Source organism: Bacillus sp. FSL W8-0519, from assembly GCF_038005585.1.
Taxonomy (GTDB): Bacteria; Bacillota; Bacilli; order Bacillales; family Bacillaceae_G; genus Bacillus_A; species Bacillus_A paranthracis.
This window is the reverse complement of record NZ_JBBOTL010000001.1, coordinates 720,121-737,417: the sequence shown is the minus strand read 5'-3', so window position 1 is coordinate 737,417 and position 17,297 is coordinate 720,121. Positions and strand designations below refer to the sequence as shown.

Below are 17,297 nucleotides of genomic sequence, written 5' to 3'. Positions count from 1 at the left end.
CTCATTTCCACTAATTTTTAACAAATAACGTTCAATATTTTGTCACTTTGTACTTTTTTCCACATCTGTTAATTCAATTTCATTGCGGTTGAAATTCGCATTATGCCATAATAGCATAGGAGAGGTGAATATCGCTTGAAATATTTTATTTACTTTATTGTTATCGTAGCGTTTCTAGATACATTTTCACAATTACCTATTATGAGTACATTCGCTCAAAGTCTTGGAGGATCCCCTCTTATTATTGGGCTAGTTGTCGGCATGTACTCATTCGCTAATATGATCGGTAATATTATTGCTGGCGCTGCTGTCGATAAATTTGGTGCAAAAAAAATACTTTATATAAGCATGGGACTTACGAGTTTCATAGTCTTGTTATACACTGTTGTTCAAAGTGGTGAACAACTATTAGTTGTGCGCTTTATGCATGGCTTTAGTGATGGATTTTTAATTCCTGCTGCCTTTACGTTTTTATCCAAACAAACAAATGCAGCAAGACAAGGTAAGGCAATGGCTCTGTCTGGTGCTGCTGTTGGAACAGCGGCAATTGTAGGACCTGCTTTCAGCGGTATTATGAAAGCAACTGCTGGTATAGAGTGGGTGTTCATTACCATCTCTATTTTAATGGTTCTCGGTACGATTGTATCGCTCTTCTTCTTACCAAATAACGTATCAAGAAAAGATACTTCAAGAACACAAATGATGAACAAAGAAGATATGTTTGAATTATTGAAATCAGAGCCGTTATTACAGGCATATATTGGTGCTTTCACACTCATGTTTTCACAAGGAATTGTCACTTATATGTTACCAGTGAAAGTTGAGGCATTAGCACTTAAAGCATCTACAACAGGCATGATGTTAAGTGTATTCGGCATTACCGCTATCCTCTTCTTCTTACTGCCAACAAATCGTATTTACGATCGATTTAATCGTTCAAAACTAATGCTAATCGGTATTACAGTAATGGCATTAGCATTATCTTTACTTGGATTATTCGCAACAAAAGGTATGCTCTTTATCGTTATGATGATTTATGGCGTTGGATTCGCTATCCTTTTCCCATCAATAAATGCATTACTTGTTGAAAATACGACAGATGATAAACGCGGAAAAGCATTCGGATTGTTTTATGCTTTCTTCTCATTAGGCGTTGTTGCTGGATCCTTTACAGTTGGAGCAATCGGGGCATCCCCTAGCGTCAGCTTCGTTATTGGAACTGCATTCTTATTAACATTTGCCGGAATGATTTACGTAAGAAGCAAAGTAAAAGGCAGAGACAAAGTAAAAAAGACAATGATAGGATAATTCCATCATTGTCTTTTTTTAATGATAAACTTCTATTCAACTTTTAACTTTCAATAAGCCGTATTTAATAAACAATATGGCATTATATTTTTCATAGAGATAATACAATGGATAACAAAATAAGAAGAAAATAAATACAGTTGGGACATCGTCTATAATAGAAAAATATTTTACTAGCAATTCCTTAATACTCTCTCCAATTATAATAAACAGTGGAATGATACAAATTGCTGCTAATATTAAGCACGGTGTGATCCTCATTTCTTTTAGCCTCACTTTACAATGTGGACACCTGAATGAAAAAGGATGCGGGAGATCCATAATATGTTGCGCAGTAATATTCCCTTCACACTGTGGACATTCAATTACTTCTTTCATTTTACTCACTCCTTTCTATTCATAAAAAAGAGCACTATCCAAGTAGCGCTCTTTTATTGCCGAATATATTACTTTTGTGTATAGCCAAGTAACAATGTAAATAAATTAAACTGTAATGGCAATACTACAGTTCTTCTTTTACAAAAAAAGTGTATCAATACCAACGATACTTCGACAATTTCCTCGGAAATATTTCCTTTCCCTACATAATTTGATACACTACAGATAAACAGACACTTGTATTACATCAGCTAAAATAATAACTTACTGTACAATTTAAAAAGCACACTCTCCATATGAAGAATGTGCTTTTCTGTTATTAACGTTTAATCCAAACAGCGCCTGCTGATTTATCATCTGCCTGTCCAACAACTTGGAATTTAAGTCCAAGATTCGGAACTTTTCTTCCTGCGTCTGCAATTTGGTTGTTACTATATACTTTTGAATCATCAAAAGTTGTAACGCCTTGTAATCCAGAATAGTTAAACTGTCCACGTGTGAATGAATTTACACTCCATGCTGGTGTTTGATCAAATGAAAATGCAGCGTCTGCAATTTGCATACCTGTATTACCGTAAGTTGGTTTTCCGTTTAAATTGCCAACAAGTGCCTCTGGATGCGAATCTACAACACCAAGGAATCCTTCACCTGGATGCACCCCAACCCAGTTATCTTTAAAGCTATCATCTGCATACCAAACGACAAGACCTGTATTATACACTGGACCTTTTCCTGCTTTTAAACCATTATCTGATCCCGCATAGTTTCTCCACTCTAAGTAGTAATAATGAGCTTTTTTCTCTGTTCCATCAGAAACAACGAATCCATTTAACTGCATTTTTGATGTTCCTTCTGCATCATCAGAAAACACTACTTGTCCATCAACTGTTACATTTACATTATCCATCGCGAAACCTTTATACGTTACTGCTGGATCTGTAATATAATCGAATTGCAGTTTTACCTTTTTCCCTTTAAATTGACTTAAATCGTATGACTTATCAATCCATTTCCCATCTGTTGTATCTTTATCTCCTTGGACTACTTTTTCTCCAAGTCTATCAATTAATGTTTTCGTTCCATCTTCTGTTACTGCATGCACTTCAACAAAATCGCACTCTGCTTCTAACTCATAATTTGCTTTATAATCAAACTTTGCATTTGTTCCTTTTGTTAAATCAAAGAACGGTGTTTCTAATGTTGTATGCATATCATCGCCTCTTGTACTATAATATGCATGCTTTCCAAACTCCGGTTTAATTGTTTCAACACTTTTGCCTGGTAAGTTAACACGTACAACACCTGGACGATTTGATTTCGTAACACTTTGATCAATATATGTAGGAACTCCTACACCACGCTTAATTTTATCGTAATCTACTTCTAAAATTTTTGCCCAGTTGCCACCCATATTCTTTTGTAAGAAATCTTTATTTTGTGGTGAGAAACTAGTTGGCTCTGTTCCTGCAATTTTCCCTGTCCAACTTCCCCCACTCATTAATGACCAAGCTTCGACAGGTGAACCGGTTCCAGTATATTTCGTATCATATTCATCTGGTAAGCCAAGGTCATGTCCAAATTCATGCGCAAATACACCTACTGCTCCATCTTCTGGTTCAATTGTGTAATCATGTGCTGCTACTTTTCCACCAAAGTAATCTACCTTTGATTTTGTTCCTTCAATTGCTACTGGATCTACTGCTAATTTTGAACGATGTGACCAAATGGCATCATCGCCTAATTTACCTCCACCAGCTTCTTGACCAACACCAGCATGGATTACCATTAAATGATCAATTACACCGTCAGGCTCATTTTGATTCCCGTCACCATTTGTATCATATCTATCAAACTGATCAAATTGAGATAAATCTAATCCTTTCTCAGCAGCTGCATGTAAAGCTTCTTTCACTAAATCACGTGCACCTTTCGGACCTTTATTATCGTGACCACTGCTACCATCAGCACCGTAGTCAGATGCTTTTCCTGGAACTGTTAGCCACTCCGTTACATATCCGTCTGTCGTATAACTACCACCAGACTGCTCTTCATAATATTGTTTAAACGTTTTTACTTTTGAACCATCAAATAACGTGTACGGCTCATTACCAAATAACATCTTTTGATAATGCTCTCTACTAAAGTCATTCGAATACATATACCCTGGTGTTTGATCAATATTATTATGTTTATAATCACTAAATTCAACGAGTAACACTAATACCTTATCCGTTCGAACAGATCCCTTATACGGTGCTTGCTTTGCTTTAGATGTTGGAACTTGCCCGTTCAATTGTTTTTTATTTGGTTCAGGCTTTTGCTCAGGGCTAACGTTTTTTTCAGGTTTCTTTACCTTTTCCTTTTCTTCCATTTTTTTCTCTTTTATTTTTTTCACGAAATCAGATGCCTCTTTAGCAGTATCAGCTGGAAGAATTTCTTTATTTGCCTGATCTCCTTGTTTCTTTTCAATATATTGCTCGACAGCCTTTTTCGTCTCTTCTTTAGAAGATGCTGGATTAATTTCTCCTCTTTCTTTCAGCGCTTCCGCTAGACGATCTTCTTGAATTAAATTGTAATCAATTGGTGTTGTAGACACATTTTCTTTCTCTTTTGCTGGCGTTTCTGCGTATGCTAATGGAGCACTCATTACAGATGTGCATCCGATAATTGCCGCAATTGCTAATGACGATAACACTTTAAATGGCGCTTTTCTTCTCATTTCATTTCTCTCCTTTTATAAAACTTAAAATTCAGATAAAGTGGGATAAATAAGTGCATTTAAATCAAAAGCTCTACTTTCTGACCTCCCTATATAAAGTGAAACTTTAATCAGTGGGGAGTTTGTTCATCCCCACTGATTATTAGTTGAACCAATCGGGCATTTACGGGCAGTTGATTCCCCACCTAACTTCTTTGCCCCAGCTGAATTTTGAGGTGGGAGTCTTACTGACCGTTAATGCGGGATAAAAAGGCATAATTCTATAAACATTAAGCTTTCTGTTATAGAATCATGCCCTCCAGTTTTCTGGTCAGACTCTCTATCTGTCTATATCAAAATATGAAAAATAAAGAGTGATTTGTATATATTAAATAGTTTATATAACAAATTTAAAAGACAATATGCAAAATTGCATGAAAATTCTCTTAAATAAAAAAAAAGAATCCTAGTCACTTAAACTAGGATTCTTGATTTTCTATTATTTCTCTTGTGTTTTTTCCCAATCAGCTAAGAATTTCTCAATTCCTTGATCTGTTAGTGGATGCTTCACTAATGAAGCAATTACGTTTGCTGGGATTGTTGCAATATGTGCACCATTTAATGCTGCGTCAGTTACGTGAACACTGTGACGTACAGATGCTGCGATAATTTCTGTTTCGATGCCATGAATTGCAAAGATTTCTGCGATTTGGCGAATTAAGTCCATACCGTTATGACCGATATCATCTAAGCGACCTAAGAATGGTGAAACGTATGTTGCACCAGCACGAGCTGCAAGTAATGCTTGAACTGCTGAGAACACTAATGTAACGTTTGTACGAATTCCTAAGTCAGAGAACGCTTTTACTGCTTTTAAACCTTCTGTTGTCATCGGAACCTTTACAACAACGTTTGGAGCAATTTTCGCTAACTCTTTTCCTTCTTCGATCATTTTATCTGCTTCTAAGCTAATTACTTCTGCACTTACAGGTCCTTCTACAACGTTGCAAATTTCACGAATGCGCTCGTGGAAGTCTACGCCTTCTTTTGCTACAAGTGATGGATTTGTCGTTACTCCAGCTAATACGCCTAATGCATTTGCCTCTTTAATTTCGTTAATGTTTGCTGTATCAATAAAGAATTTCATTTGTTATTCTTCCTTCCTAATTTTCATTTTATATTTATTTATTTTTCTTAATAAGCTCTAATTCAATCGGAATAGATTTGTCCACTTTTTTACCTTGCGTGATCTCTTTTGCTGTTTGCATCGCCTTCTTTCCGATTAATTCCGGTTTTTGAGCGACTGTTGCAGCCATACGCCCATCGTTAACCGCTTTCACAGCATCTTCTGTTGCATCAAATCCAACAACGACTACATCCGTTTTTCCAGCAGACTTCAATGCTTCAAGTGCCCCTAATGCCATTTCGTCGTTGTGCGCAAACACGGCTTTAATGTCGCTATTCGCTTGCAAAATGTTTTCCATAACAGATAATCCTTTTGCTCTATCAAAATCAGCCGCTTGTTTAGCAACTACTTTTAAAGATTTATCCGCTACGTTATGGAATCCTTTCCCACGCTCACGAGCAGCAGAAGATCCAGGGATTCCTTCTAATTCAGCAACGTTTGCTCCTTCGCCAACTAATTCACGAATGTAATCACTAGCCATTTGACCACCTTCAATGTTATTAGAGGCAATGTGAGAAACAACTTTACCTGAATTTGCAACGCGGTCTACTGTAATAACAGGAACATTCGCTGCATTTGCTGCACTTACTGCTGAAGCAACAGCATCTGAATCAGTTGGATTAATAACAACTACATCGACACCTTTTTGAATTAAATCTTCAACATCATTTGTTTGCTTTGCTGCATCATTTTGTGCATCAACAGCAATCAATTCGATGCCACTATCTTTCGCTTTCTTTTCTGCACCTTTTTTCAAAGTTACAAAGAAGGGATTATTTAAAGTTGAAACAGAGAATCCAACTTTAATAGTTTTATTTCGACCTTTATCGCTAGAATCCTTTGCCCATTCTGGTGGTTCCATTGAACAACCAGCAGTAATGACCATAATACATGCAACGAGTATAAGTAACCATTTCTTCATGAACTGTCCCTCCATTACGCTTCTTTTCGGCGATCAATTAATACAGCTAGTAAGATTACAAGTCCTTTTACAACTTGTTGGAAGAAAGAAGATACACCTAATAAATTTAAACCGTTATTTAGTACACCGATAATAAGTACACCGATGAATGTACCAACAATCCATCCTCTTCCCCCAGAAAGACTAGTTCCACCTAATACAACTGCTGCAATTGCATCCAATTCGTAAGAAGAACCTGCAGTCGGCTGTGCAGAATCTAATCGTGATGTTAAGACAATACCTGCAAGCGCTGCCAAAATTCCGGAAAGACCGTAAATCATTACTTTAATTCTCGTAACATTAATACCTGATAATGCTGCTGCTTCTTCATTTCCACCAATTGCAAATGTACGGCGACCAAATGTCGTTTTCTTCAAAATGAAGTACAGCACTGCGAAAGCGATCATCATTGTAACAGCTGGTACTGGAATACCAAGAAAATAACCGCGGCCAAACATTTGGAACATTAAATGATCACCAAGACCAGTGATCGGACGTCCGTCCATATAAACAAGCGTCAACCCGCGAAAAATAGTCATTGTTGCTAAAGTCGCAATAAATGGAGCTACTTTTCCCTTCGCTATGATGATACCGTTTACAATTCCCATTACAAGACCAGCTAATAATCCAACTGCCATCGCAAGGAACGGGTCCATGCCACTTGCCATCATTCCAGCAACAAGTGCACTTGATAATGCTAAAATAGAACCTACCGATAAGTCAATACCCCCTGTTAAAATTACAAAGGTCATTCCGAATGCAATAAGCGCATTAATCGATACTTGACGCAGTATATTAAATAAATTTGGAATTTCAATAAACGCTGGATTTAAAGCCGTAATTACTACAATAATTAGCGCTAGTCCAATTAAAGACCCAAGTTGTTGTAATACATTCCCCTTCTTAGCCATCCTTACTCTCCCCCTGTAGCTAGTGCCATAATAGACTCTTGTGATGCCTCATCTTTCTCTAAAATGCCGCCGACTTTTCCTTCATGAATAACAAGAACGCGATCACTCATCCCTAAAACTTCTGGAAGCTCAGATGATACCATAATAACGGCATCTCCTTCTTCGGTAAGCTTATTCATAATAGAGTAAATTTCTTTTTTTGCTCCAACATCAACACCCCTTGTTGGCTCATCTAAAATGAGTAACTGCGGGTGGATACCTAGCCATTTTGCAATTACAACCTTTTGCTGATTTCCACCAGAAAGAGATTTTACCGCTTGCTCTCCACTAGATGCTTTCACATTAAGAAGCTTCATCATGTCCGCCGTAAACTGTTGTTCTAGTTCGTTACTTACGACACTCCCCTTTGAAAGACTTTCTAAATTCGTTAAAGCCAAATTTTCCCGAATTGAGAAATCTAACACTAATCCTTCAGATTTTCTATCCTCTGTAATGAAAGCGATTCTTTGTCTAATCGCATCTATCGGACTATCAATCTTTACTTCTTGTCCATTTATAAAAATTTGGCCAGAATCTAAAGGTTCGTATCCAAATATCGCTTTCATAATATCTGTACGGCCAGCTCCCATCAAACCAGCAACACCAAGGATTTCACCTTTTCTCACCTGAAACGATACATTTTCAAACTTCCCTTTTTTCGTTCCATTACGCATCTCAAAAATCACATCGCCAATTTGACTATTTCGTTCTGGGTAACGTTCACCAATGCTGCGCCCCACCATCATACTCACTACTTCATCAAATGATGTTTCTGGAATTAATCTCTTTCCCACGTATTCTCCATCACGCAAAATCGTAATAGCATCACATATTGAGAAAATCTCTTCCATACGATGCGAAATGTACACGAATGAAACACCTTCTTTACGTAACTTATTGATTACTGTAAAGAGCGTTTCGATTTCACGATCCGTCAGTGCCGCAGTAGGCTCATCCATAATAATAACGCTTGCATTTGTCATTAGTGCTTTCGCAATTTCGATAATTTGCTGTTGTCCAACCGATAACTCTCCTGCCAACATAGCTCCTTTTACATGTAATCCTAACTCTGCTAGTTGCTGCTGCGCAATCGCGTTCATTTGGCGCGTACGTAAAATACCTGTCTTCCCATACATTAACTCTTTACCGAGAAACATATTTTCAGCTACTGTTAAATTCGGTAATATGTTCAATTCTTGATGTATAAATGCAATACCGTACTCTTCAGCTTCTTTCGCATTTTTAAAAGTTCGTTCTTGTCCATCAATCGTGATCGTTCCACCATCTCTTTTGTATACACCTGTTAAAATCTTCATGAGCGTTGATTTACCCGCTCCATTTTCCCCCATCAATGCATGGACTTCTCCTGTTTCAATCATAAATTGTGCATTCTTCAAAACAGGATTTCCATTGAACGCCTTTGAAATATTTTTCATTTCAATACGCATTCCCATCACTTCCCTTTATTAAAAAATCACGCCTGCATGTAAAATTACATTGGCATAAGGCGTAGCCTCGCCTGTACGAATAATGGCCTTCGCTTTCTTTGTATGCTCCTTAAATTGTTCATGAGATACATATTCAAACGCTGGCTCTACTAATTTCAGCTCAATCTCTTTATTTATTTCCGCATTATTGTTAATAACCTCTTCTGCTAACGTCACTTTTTCAATTGCCATATCATCAGCTACCACTTGCAATACATCTAAAAAGCTAGGTTTTCCTATTTCAACAGCTAAATCAATTCTTTTTACTCCGTCAGGAATTGGTAAACCGCAATCAGCAATTACAATCGTATCCGTATGCCCAAGTGAAGCAAGGATTGATGCAATCTCACTATTTAATACGCCGTGCTTCTTCATCCGACAATCACCTGCACTTCACGTACTCTATCTCTCGTTGGCATACCGCCTTGCGCCCCAAGTTTCGTTACAGAAAGACCACCAGCAATATTCGCAAAACGAATTGCTTTTTGAAGTATTTCTCCTTCAGAAAGCGCAACTGCTAATGCACCATTAAATGTATCACCAGCTCCAGTCGTATCTACTACATCAACAGCAATGCTAGGAACATGTACAATCTCCGTACCATTATGGAAACGTACACCGTTAGAACCTTCTGTCATCAATAGTTTGTTTGGATATTTAGCCAGTAACTCTTCAATTGGTGATGTGAAATCATCTAATACGATGCGACACTCATGTTCATTTGGCGTAATATAAGTTGCCTTTTCTAAAATATCTTCTGATAACACTTGTGCTGGCGCTGGGTTTAACATAACCGGGATTTTGTGTTCCTCACAAATAGCTAATACATATTTTACTGTTTCAAGCGGAATCTCTAGTTGAAGCACAACCATATCAGCTTTTATAAGAAGATCTTTTGAACGATTTACAACCGACTCATTGACAAGAGCATTCGCTCCTTGCACGACAACAATACTGTTATCCTCTTCTGCTAAAACGATATGAGCAATTCCTGTCGCCGCATCTGTAACCGGTACCACATAGTCGATAAAAACGCGTTCGTTCTCTAAATTTTTTCTAACTACAGTTCCATAATTATCGTCTCCTACCGCTCCAACCATCGCTACATTTGCGCCTAATCTAGCTGCAGCAACCGCCTGGTTAGCTCCTTTCCCTCCTGGAATTGTATGAAATGCTTCACCAATTACTGTTTCCCCTGCTTTCGGACGTTTTTTTGAAACGGCCACTAAGTCCATTGAAATACTACCTACTACTGCAATATTTGGCATCTATTTCATCTCCTTACTTCGTTGTATTTCGTTCTATAATTTCAATCGGTAAACGATAATGTTTCTCTTCTAATACGTTTCCTTCCATCTGCTCTAACAACAGTTCTGTTGCAACTTTCCCCATTTCATAAATTGGCTGTGCAACAGTTGTAATAGATGGATACATCATCTCTGTTAAAGAAATTCCATCGAATCCGATAATTTGTAAATCATCCGGAATAGAAATCCCCTTTTGAAGCGCAGCCTTTACGATACCTATTGCAATTAAATCATTCCCAGCAACAATTCCATCAATATGCGGGTATTCTTCTAATAGTTCCACCGCTACACGCTCACTATTAGCTGGATCAAATGTACTCTCTGCAATCATATAAGAAAGATTATTTTGCGTAATAACGTCTACAAAGCCTTCAAAACGTTCATTTGCTGTGCTTACGTCACGCGGTCCACGAATATGTGCAATATGTTTACAGCCTTTATCTATTAATAACTTTGTCGCTGCCTGACTTCCCGCATAGTTATCTGCATACACAGCAGGTATACGCTCATTAAACATACGGTCAATTGCAACGACCGGTACTGACAAGTTCATGTAATTCACACTATTTTGTGGATTTGTCGCTACAATAAATCCATCTACATTATTTTGCCTAAGTACATCAATATATTGCTTTTCTTTCTCTAAACTTTCATCAGAGTTACAAAGTACAACTGTATACCCTTGCTTATGCGCTACATCTTCTACGGCACGTGCAACTTCTGGAAAGAATGGATTCACGATATTTGGAACAACTAAGCCAATTAAACGAGATTTTTTATTATACAGTGAACGCGCTACTGTACTAGGCTTATAGTCTAGCATCTCAATCGCTCGTTCTACTTTCTTTAAAGTATCTTCATGAACATATCCATTTTTATTTAACACTCTGGAAACGGTCGCAACAGATACTCCCGCTAATTTTGCAACGTCTTTAATCGTACTCATTTTCTTTCCTCTCCATTTCATGTAACCGTTTACAGAAAATAATATAACGTATTTCTAGAAATACGTCAATCATTTCTCACGAAAAAGCTTTTAAGGTTATACTCAAAAAAGCACCGCCATAAGGCGATGCTTTTTCATTACGAATAGGATACAGTTTGTTCTTTTTCCTCTGTAGCTGGCTCTTCAGCATCTTTTTTACGATCTGACAGTTTAATCTTCTGTAAGAAAATCGTAAAGATAGCGCCTACTACGATAAATACTAATCCTGTTAAGAATACAGTATGAAGTGAGTCTACTAAAGAGTTTTTCAAAATTGGTACAATGCTATTAGCGAATGCTTCTGGCATTTGTTTTAATGCCTCTGGACTAAATAACATTGAATATAAGCCTTGCGGATCTGTATGAATCATATCTTTAAATTTCGTTACCATTTGTCCCGCTTCTTTTGGGAATGTATCTAATACAGGTACTAAATTTTTTGTTAACGTTGTACCTGAAGTGTTATTCATGATTGATCCTAAAATTGTAATACCAAATGTTCCACCGATTTGACGGAAGAACTGACTTGATGATGTTACGACACCAAGATCTTTTTTCGGGAAGCTTTCTTGTAACGCTAATGTTAATGTCGGCATTACAAGACCCATTCCTAAACCGATAACCATCATATAAGAAGTAGCAGTCAATTTAGTTGTGTGCATATCCATCGTTGTTAATAACCAGAACCCTCCAGCCATTATAAGCATTCCTGTAATAATTTGTGGTTTTACACCAACTTTTAATACAAGTTGCCCGCCAATAATACTCATCACAATCATTGTAATCATCATTGGCGTCATAATTGTTCCTGATTCAGCAGCACTTACTCCTACAATTCCTTGCATGAAGAATGGTACGAACATAATCGCACCGAACATTCCAATACTCATAAAGAATCCAATCGCATTTAGTAATGTAAATGTACGATTTTTAAAGAAATGCATCGGTAAAATTGGTTCTTCCGCTTTCGTTTCAACGATAACAAAGCTAACGATACCAATTAAAGCTAATGCAAATAACCCGATAATTTGCCAAGAATCCCATGCGTAATCTTTTCCACCAAACGTTAATGCAAGTAATAAACTGACAACACCGAGAATCATCGTAAAGATCCCAGCGATATCAATTTTAATTGGTCCTGTTTGTTTATGTGATTTTAATCCCATTGCAATAAAGATTGTTGCTAAAATACCAACTGGCAAGTTAATGTAGAATACCCATCTCCAGTTCACTGCATCTACAATCCAACCACCCACTTGCGGTCCAATTACAGAAGCAAGACCGTATAACGCACCAAAAATACCTTGCCATTTCGCACGTTCTTTCCCCGTGAACATATCTCCGATAATAATCATAGCCATTGGCATCATAATACCGCCACCAAGACCTTGAATACCACGGAAAATAATTAATTCTGTCATACCATTTGCCATACCACATAATGCTGAGCCAACCATAAAGATAACTAGCCCTGTTATATATACGTTACGACGGCCAAGTAAATCCGCTAATTTACCTGCGATTGGTACAACTGTCGTTGATGTTAACATATAAGCTGTTGTTAACCACGTCATTAAGCTTAATCCGCCTAGTTCACCGACGATACGCGGCATTGCTGTACCAACGATTGTTCCATCTAAGGCAGCAAATAGCATCGCAATGATTAAACCGATTAACAACAACTTTCTATTTATATTTTCTTGTTGCTCCATGTAATCTCCTCAATTCCTCTTAGTTATTCTCTTTTTTCTCTTGTGTCCCGCAAATAATTGTTTCTAACTTCTCAAAGAGGCGTAACAAATCTTCTCTTTCTTGTAATTCTAAATGTGAGAAATATTTTGCAATGTGCTCATTACGAGCGGTCATTGCCTCTTCTACTCTAGCTTTCCCCTTTTTGGTTAACTCAATGACGACAACACGACGGTCCTCTTTGTCGTGATAACGCTCTACAAGCTCTTGGTCAATTAAGCGATCGATCATCACTGTAATTGCACTAGGCTTTACATACATCTTTTTTGCTAATTTTGTCGCCCTTGAAGCTCCATAATGATCTAAAATCTTTAAAATATAAAACTGCGGTGGTGTAAGTCCTGTTGCTTGCATTTGTTCTAATAACTCCGTCTGCATTTTCTTTCCAATTGAAAAGGCAAGAGCTTGAATTTTATCGATATGCATCATATCATTTGGCATGTTATCCACCTCTTATTTAAACAATAAAATATTTAATGTATTTAAATATTAATCCGACGAATAAAATCCGTCAACGTTTTTATTTATAAAAACGTTTACATTTTTGTCACAAAGTTGTATAATTTTCGACGAAGTTAATATTGACAGTCACGGAGAATCGGAGTACACGGCTATGAATCATAAAAAAGGAAACTTTTTTATATTTCATGGCCTTTTTATATTCTCTCTGACTTACGACACTTCGAATTAATTTGGGGAGGATTTTCATTTTATGTTTTTTACACAATTTTTTAAACCTGCGCCCCACGCGGAACGCTTACCAGCTGACCGCGTTGATAGTGAATACCGTAAACTACGTTTACAAGTATTTTTAGGTATCTTCATCGGCTATGCAGGTTATTACTTTGTTCGAAAAAACTTTTCACTAGCAATGCCATACTTAATTGAACAAGGCTTTAGTAAAGGGGAACTTGGGGTTATCCTTTCAGCAGTTTCTATCGCTTACGGATTAAGTAAATTTCTTATGGGTATCGTATCCGATCGTTGTAATCCTCGCTACTTTTTAGCAGCTGGGCTATTTTTATCAGGTATCATTAATATTATTTTCGGCTCATTTTCTTTCATTACAACGAGCATTATACTTATGTTTGTACTTCAGTTTTTAAATGGATGGGTACAAGGGATGGGATGGCCTCCTTGTGGTCGTACAATGGTTCACTGGTTCTCTATTAGTGAACGTGGTACAAAAATGTCTATTTGGAACGTCGCTCATAATGTCGGTGGCGCACTTATGCCTTCCCTTGTAACATTAGGGTTATATTTCTTTGCAAATGACTGGAAAAGTATTTTTTACTTCCCAGGTATTCTTTCAATTTTAGTTGGTATTTATGTATTAATTACGATGAGAGATACACCTCAATCTTGCGGATTACCTTCTATTGAAGAACATACTGGAGAATATCCACCAGATGAAAAAGTACAAGATCGCGAACGCGAACTTTCAGTAAAGGAAATTTTATTTACATACGTACTAAACAATAAATTTTTATGGTACATCGCTATTGCGAACGTTTTTGTTTATTTCGTACGTTACGGTGTTGTAGACTGGGCTCCTACTTATTTAGTAGAAGAAAAAAGCTTTACTCATAGTAGCTCACGTACAGCTTATGCTCTATATGAATGGGCTGGTATTCCAGGTACACTTCTTTGCGGCTGGATGAGTGATAAACTATTTAAAGGACGCCGCGCACCTGCTGGTATTTTATTCATGGTTGGTGTATTTATCGCCGTTCTTGTATACTGGCTAAACCCTCCTGGTAATCCAATGGTTGATAGTATCGCACTTGTTGCAATTGGATTTTTAATTTACGGACCTGTTATGTTAATTGGTCTACACGCTCTTGACTTAGCACCAAAGAAAGCGGCTGGAACTGCAGCTGGATTAACTGGCTTCTTCGGTTACTTAGGCGGAGCAGCTTTCGCTAGTGCTGCTATGGGCTTTATCGTCGATGCATTCGGATGGGATGGCGGATTCATCTTATTACTTGTATCTTGTGTACTTGCAATGTTCTTCCTTGCTCTTACTTTAAAGACAGGATCTCCAAAACAAAAGCAAGCTTAAGCACTAATATTATTCTTATCAAAAAAAGAGAGACTGTTCTTTCCAGAACGTCTCTCTTTTTTCTACATATAATACTTTTTTCTTACAAAAGATTTATTTCTCTCTCTTATACATGTTAGCGTTTTCAAAGTGCTTCAACTACTTATATACATGCATCCAATCTCTATATAAAAAGATTTTTGAATATTTTCTCAACTTATGCTTGTCAAACATTGTCAATTTATATTAAAATAACAACAACATACAAAATATTTAGTCTTTTCAGAAAGATGGAGGGATAGCCATGAAGAATCCACTTCTTCGCATTGAAAACTTACAGACTTCCTTTCGCATACAAGATCAATATCATGCCGCAGTTGATGATGTTTCGTTAACTGTCCATGAAAATGAAATTGTCGCGATAGTTGGTGAATCAGGTTGCGGAAAAAGTGCACTTGCCCTTTCCATTATGCGACTGCATAATGAAGCAAATACAAAATTACAAGGGCAGCTTAACTATAGAGATAAGGATTTACTAACGATGTCAGCCGCAGAGATGAATAAAGTACGCGGATCAAACATCGGTATGATTTTCCAAGAACCTCTTACAGCACTCGATCCTCTTATGACAGTTGGAAAACAAATCGAAGAAAATTTAGACTACCACACAAGCCTTTCAAAAGTTGAAAAGAAAGAACGCACCTTAGAACTACTTCATCAAGTTGGTATTCCAAAACCAGAACTTACATATAAACAATACCCACACGAATTATCTGGCGGAATGAGACAAAGAATTGTTATCGCAATTGCAATTGCTTGTAACCCAGCACTTATTATTGCAGATGAGCCAACAACGGCTCTTGACGTAACCATCCAAGCACAAATTTTAGACTTACTAAAATCTATTCAAGAACAAACGAAAATGGGCATTATTTTAATTACTCACGATTTAAGTGTTGTCGCAGAAACAGCCGATCGTATCGTCGTTATGTACGCTGGACAAGTTGTAGAAACAGGAAAAGTTGAAGAGATTTTTAACAACCCTCTTCACCCATATACTCGTTCTCTATTAAACTCCATTCCATCTGCGTATGCTGAAAAAGAAAAATTGCATGTAATTCAAGGGGTGGTTCCTTCGTTAGCGAAGATGCCTCGCACAGGTTGCCGCTTCCAAGCTCGAATTCCATGGATTAGACCTGATCAGCACGAGGAAAATCCCGTTTTACATGAAGTAAAACCAGACCACTGGGTACGTTGTACTTGCTACAAACATTTTAACTTCCAAGATAAGAAAGGAGATGACGTAACTCATGGCACTGCTTAAAGTAGAAGATTTAAAAGTACACTTTCCAATTAAAGGTGGTGTTTTCGGTCGTACATTAGATTACGTTCGTGCTGTTGATGGCGTAAGCTTCGAACTACAACCTGGCGAAACGTACGGAATCGTTGGGGAATCTGGGAGCGGCAAATCAACAACTGGAAAAGCAATTATGCACTTAACAAAAGCAACAGGCGGTAGCATTCATTTTAATAATAGAGATTTAACAAAATTAAGTCGCTCAGAACTAAGAGAACAGCGAAAAGATATTCAGATGATTTTTCAAGATCCTTATTCATCCTTAAACCCGAAGAAACGTGTTATGGATATTATCGCTGAACCACTTCGGAATTTTGAGAAACTCTCACCTGATGAAGAGCGTAGAGCTGTTCAAGATTATCTTGATAAAGTTGGCTTAAATCCAGAGTCTATTTATAAATACCCACATGAATTTTCCGGTGGACAAAGACAGCGGATTGGTATTGCACGCGCACTTACACTAAAGCCGAAGCTTATTATCGCAGATGAACCTGTATCTGCACTTGATGTGTCAGTACAAGCGCAAGTTTTAAACTTCTTACAAGATTTACAATCTGAACTCGGACTAACATACTTATTTATTAGTCATGATTTAGGTGTAATTCGCCATATGTGTGACCGTATCGGTGTTATGTATCGCGGACGCATTGTGGAAGAAGCAACTAGTGCTGAAATTTATAATAACCCACAGCACATCTATACGAAGCGCCTAATATCAGCTATTCCTGATATTCGTCCGGAAAACCGCGAACAACAGCGTAAATTGCGTCGTGAAGTAAGCACTGAGTACGAAAAATCATACGAAAATTATTTCAATGAAAATGGACGTGCTTACGATTTAAAACCAATCTCGCCAACTCACCGGGTGGCATTACCATAAGGGAGTGATA

At 37.4% G+C, this 17,297-nt stretch carries 15 protein-coding genes; 4 read left to right on the top strand and 11 right to left on the bottom strand.

Features of this window, described 5'->3' with window-relative positions; genetic code table 11:
* Nucleotides 1–135: 135 nt before the first annotated feature.
* Complete coding sequence (locus NST14_RS03800) at nucleotides 136–1,308, top strand: MFS transporter (RefSeq protein WP_000873246.1); 1,173 nt, start codon at nucleotides 136–138, stop codon at nucleotides 1,306–1,308.
* A 36-nt stretch (nucleotides 1,309–1,344) separates the two neighbouring features.
* Here NST14_RS03800 and NST14_RS03795 read toward each other — a convergent pair whose 3' ends face one another.
* The 11 genes from NST14_RS03795 to NST14_RS03745 all read right to left on the bottom strand — a co-directional run bounded on the left by NST14_RS03795 (nucleotide 1,345) and on the right by NST14_RS03745 (nucleotide 13,450).
* Nucleotides 1,345–1,686, bottom strand: a complete 342-nt coding sequence (locus tag NST14_RS03795; RefSeq protein WP_229143108.1) for a hypothetical protein — start codon at nucleotides 1,684–1,686, stop codon at nucleotides 1,345–1,347.
* 319 nt (nucleotides 1,687–2,005) lie between these two features.
* A complete protein-coding gene (gene inhA2 / locus NST14_RS03790) occupies nucleotides 2,006–4,405 on the bottom strand; it encodes a M6 family metalloprotease immune inhibitor InhA2 (RefSeq protein ID WP_001252969.1) in 2,400 nt (799 codons plus the stop codon).
* Between the two features lie 478 nt (nucleotides 4,406–4,883).
* Nucleotides 4,884–5,531, bottom strand: a complete 648-nt coding sequence (gene fsa / locus NST14_RS03785) for a fructose-6-phosphate aldolase (protein WP_000667661.1) — start codon at nucleotides 5,529–5,531, stop codon at nucleotides 4,884–4,886.
* Between the two features lie 34 nt (nucleotides 5,532–5,565).
* A complete protein-coding gene (gene rbsB / locus NST14_RS03780) occupies nucleotides 5,566–6,492 on the bottom strand; it encodes a ribose ABC transporter substrate-binding protein RbsB (protein WP_229143109.1) in 927 nt (308 codons plus the stop codon).
* A 14-nt stretch (nucleotides 6,493–6,506) separates the two neighbouring features.
* Nucleotides 6,507–7,442, bottom strand: a complete 936-nt coding sequence (locus NST14_RS03775; RefSeq protein ID WP_229143110.1) for an ABC transporter permease subunit — start codon at nucleotides 7,440–7,442, stop codon at nucleotides 6,507–6,509.
* Between the two features lie 2 nt (nucleotides 7,443–7,444).
* Complete coding sequence (rbsA, locus tag NST14_RS03770; RefSeq protein ID WP_001217681.1) at nucleotides 7,445–8,929, bottom strand: ribose ABC transporter ATP-binding protein RbsA; 1,485 nt, start codon at nucleotides 8,927–8,929, stop codon at nucleotides 7,445–7,447.
* An 18-nt stretch (nucleotides 8,930–8,947) separates the two neighbouring features.
* Complete coding sequence (gene rbsD, locus NST14_RS03765) at nucleotides 8,948–9,343, bottom strand: D-ribose pyranase (RefSeq protein ID WP_000716155.1); 396 nt, start codon at nucleotides 9,341–9,343, stop codon at nucleotides 8,948–8,950.
* The gene (gene rbsK, locus NST14_RS03760) at nucleotides 9,340–10,236 is read right to left on the bottom strand and encodes a ribokinase (RefSeq protein ID WP_046198898.1); all 897 of its coding nucleotides are present in this window, start codon (nucleotides 10,234–10,236) and stop codon (nucleotides 9,340–9,342) included. The genes rbsD and rbsK overlap by 4 nt, the downstream gene beginning before the upstream one ends.
* Before the next feature lie 13 nt (nucleotides 10,237–10,249).
* Entirely contained in the window at nucleotides 10,250–11,221 is a 972-nt protein-coding gene (rbsR, locus tag NST14_RS03755; protein WP_000104037.1) for a ribose operon transcriptional repressor RbsR, read from the bottom strand.
* Between the two features lie 137 nt (nucleotides 11,222–11,358).
* Entirely contained in the window at nucleotides 11,359–12,972 is a 1,614-nt protein-coding gene (locus tag NST14_RS03750) for an MDR family MFS transporter (protein WP_000437635.1), read from the bottom strand.
* A 19-nt stretch (nucleotides 12,973–12,991) separates the two neighbouring features.
* Nucleotides 12,992–13,450 carry a MarR family winged helix-turn-helix transcriptional regulator gene (locus NST14_RS03745; RefSeq protein ID WP_001132356.1) on the bottom strand — a complete coding sequence of 153 codons (459 nt, stop codon included), beginning with the start codon at nucleotides 13,448–13,450 and terminating at the stop codon, nucleotides 12,992–12,994.
* Nucleotides 13,451–13,721: 271 nt separating this feature from the next.
* On the opposite strand from NST14_RS03745, the gene glpT reads away from it, so the two are divergent.
* From glpT to NST14_RS03730, 3 genes are all read left to right on the top strand, one after another.
* Entirely contained in the window at nucleotides 13,722–15,071 is a 1,350-nt protein-coding gene (gene glpT / locus NST14_RS03740; RefSeq protein WP_000466372.1) for a glycerol-3-phosphate transporter, read from the top strand.
* Nucleotides 15,072–15,354: 283 nt separating this feature from the next.
* Nucleotides 15,355–16,374: an ABC transporter ATP-binding protein gene (locus NST14_RS03735; RefSeq protein WP_000795375.1), complete on the top strand. Its 1,020-nt coding sequence runs from the start codon at nucleotides 15,355–15,357 to the stop codon at nucleotides 16,372–16,374.
* Complete coding sequence (locus NST14_RS03730; protein ID WP_001196380.1) at nucleotides 16,361–17,287, top strand: ABC transporter ATP-binding protein; 927 nt, start codon at nucleotides 16,361–16,363, stop codon at nucleotides 17,285–17,287. The genes NST14_RS03735 and NST14_RS03730 overlap by 14 nt, the downstream gene beginning before the upstream one ends.
* Nucleotides 17,288–17,297 lie beyond the last annotated feature (10 nt).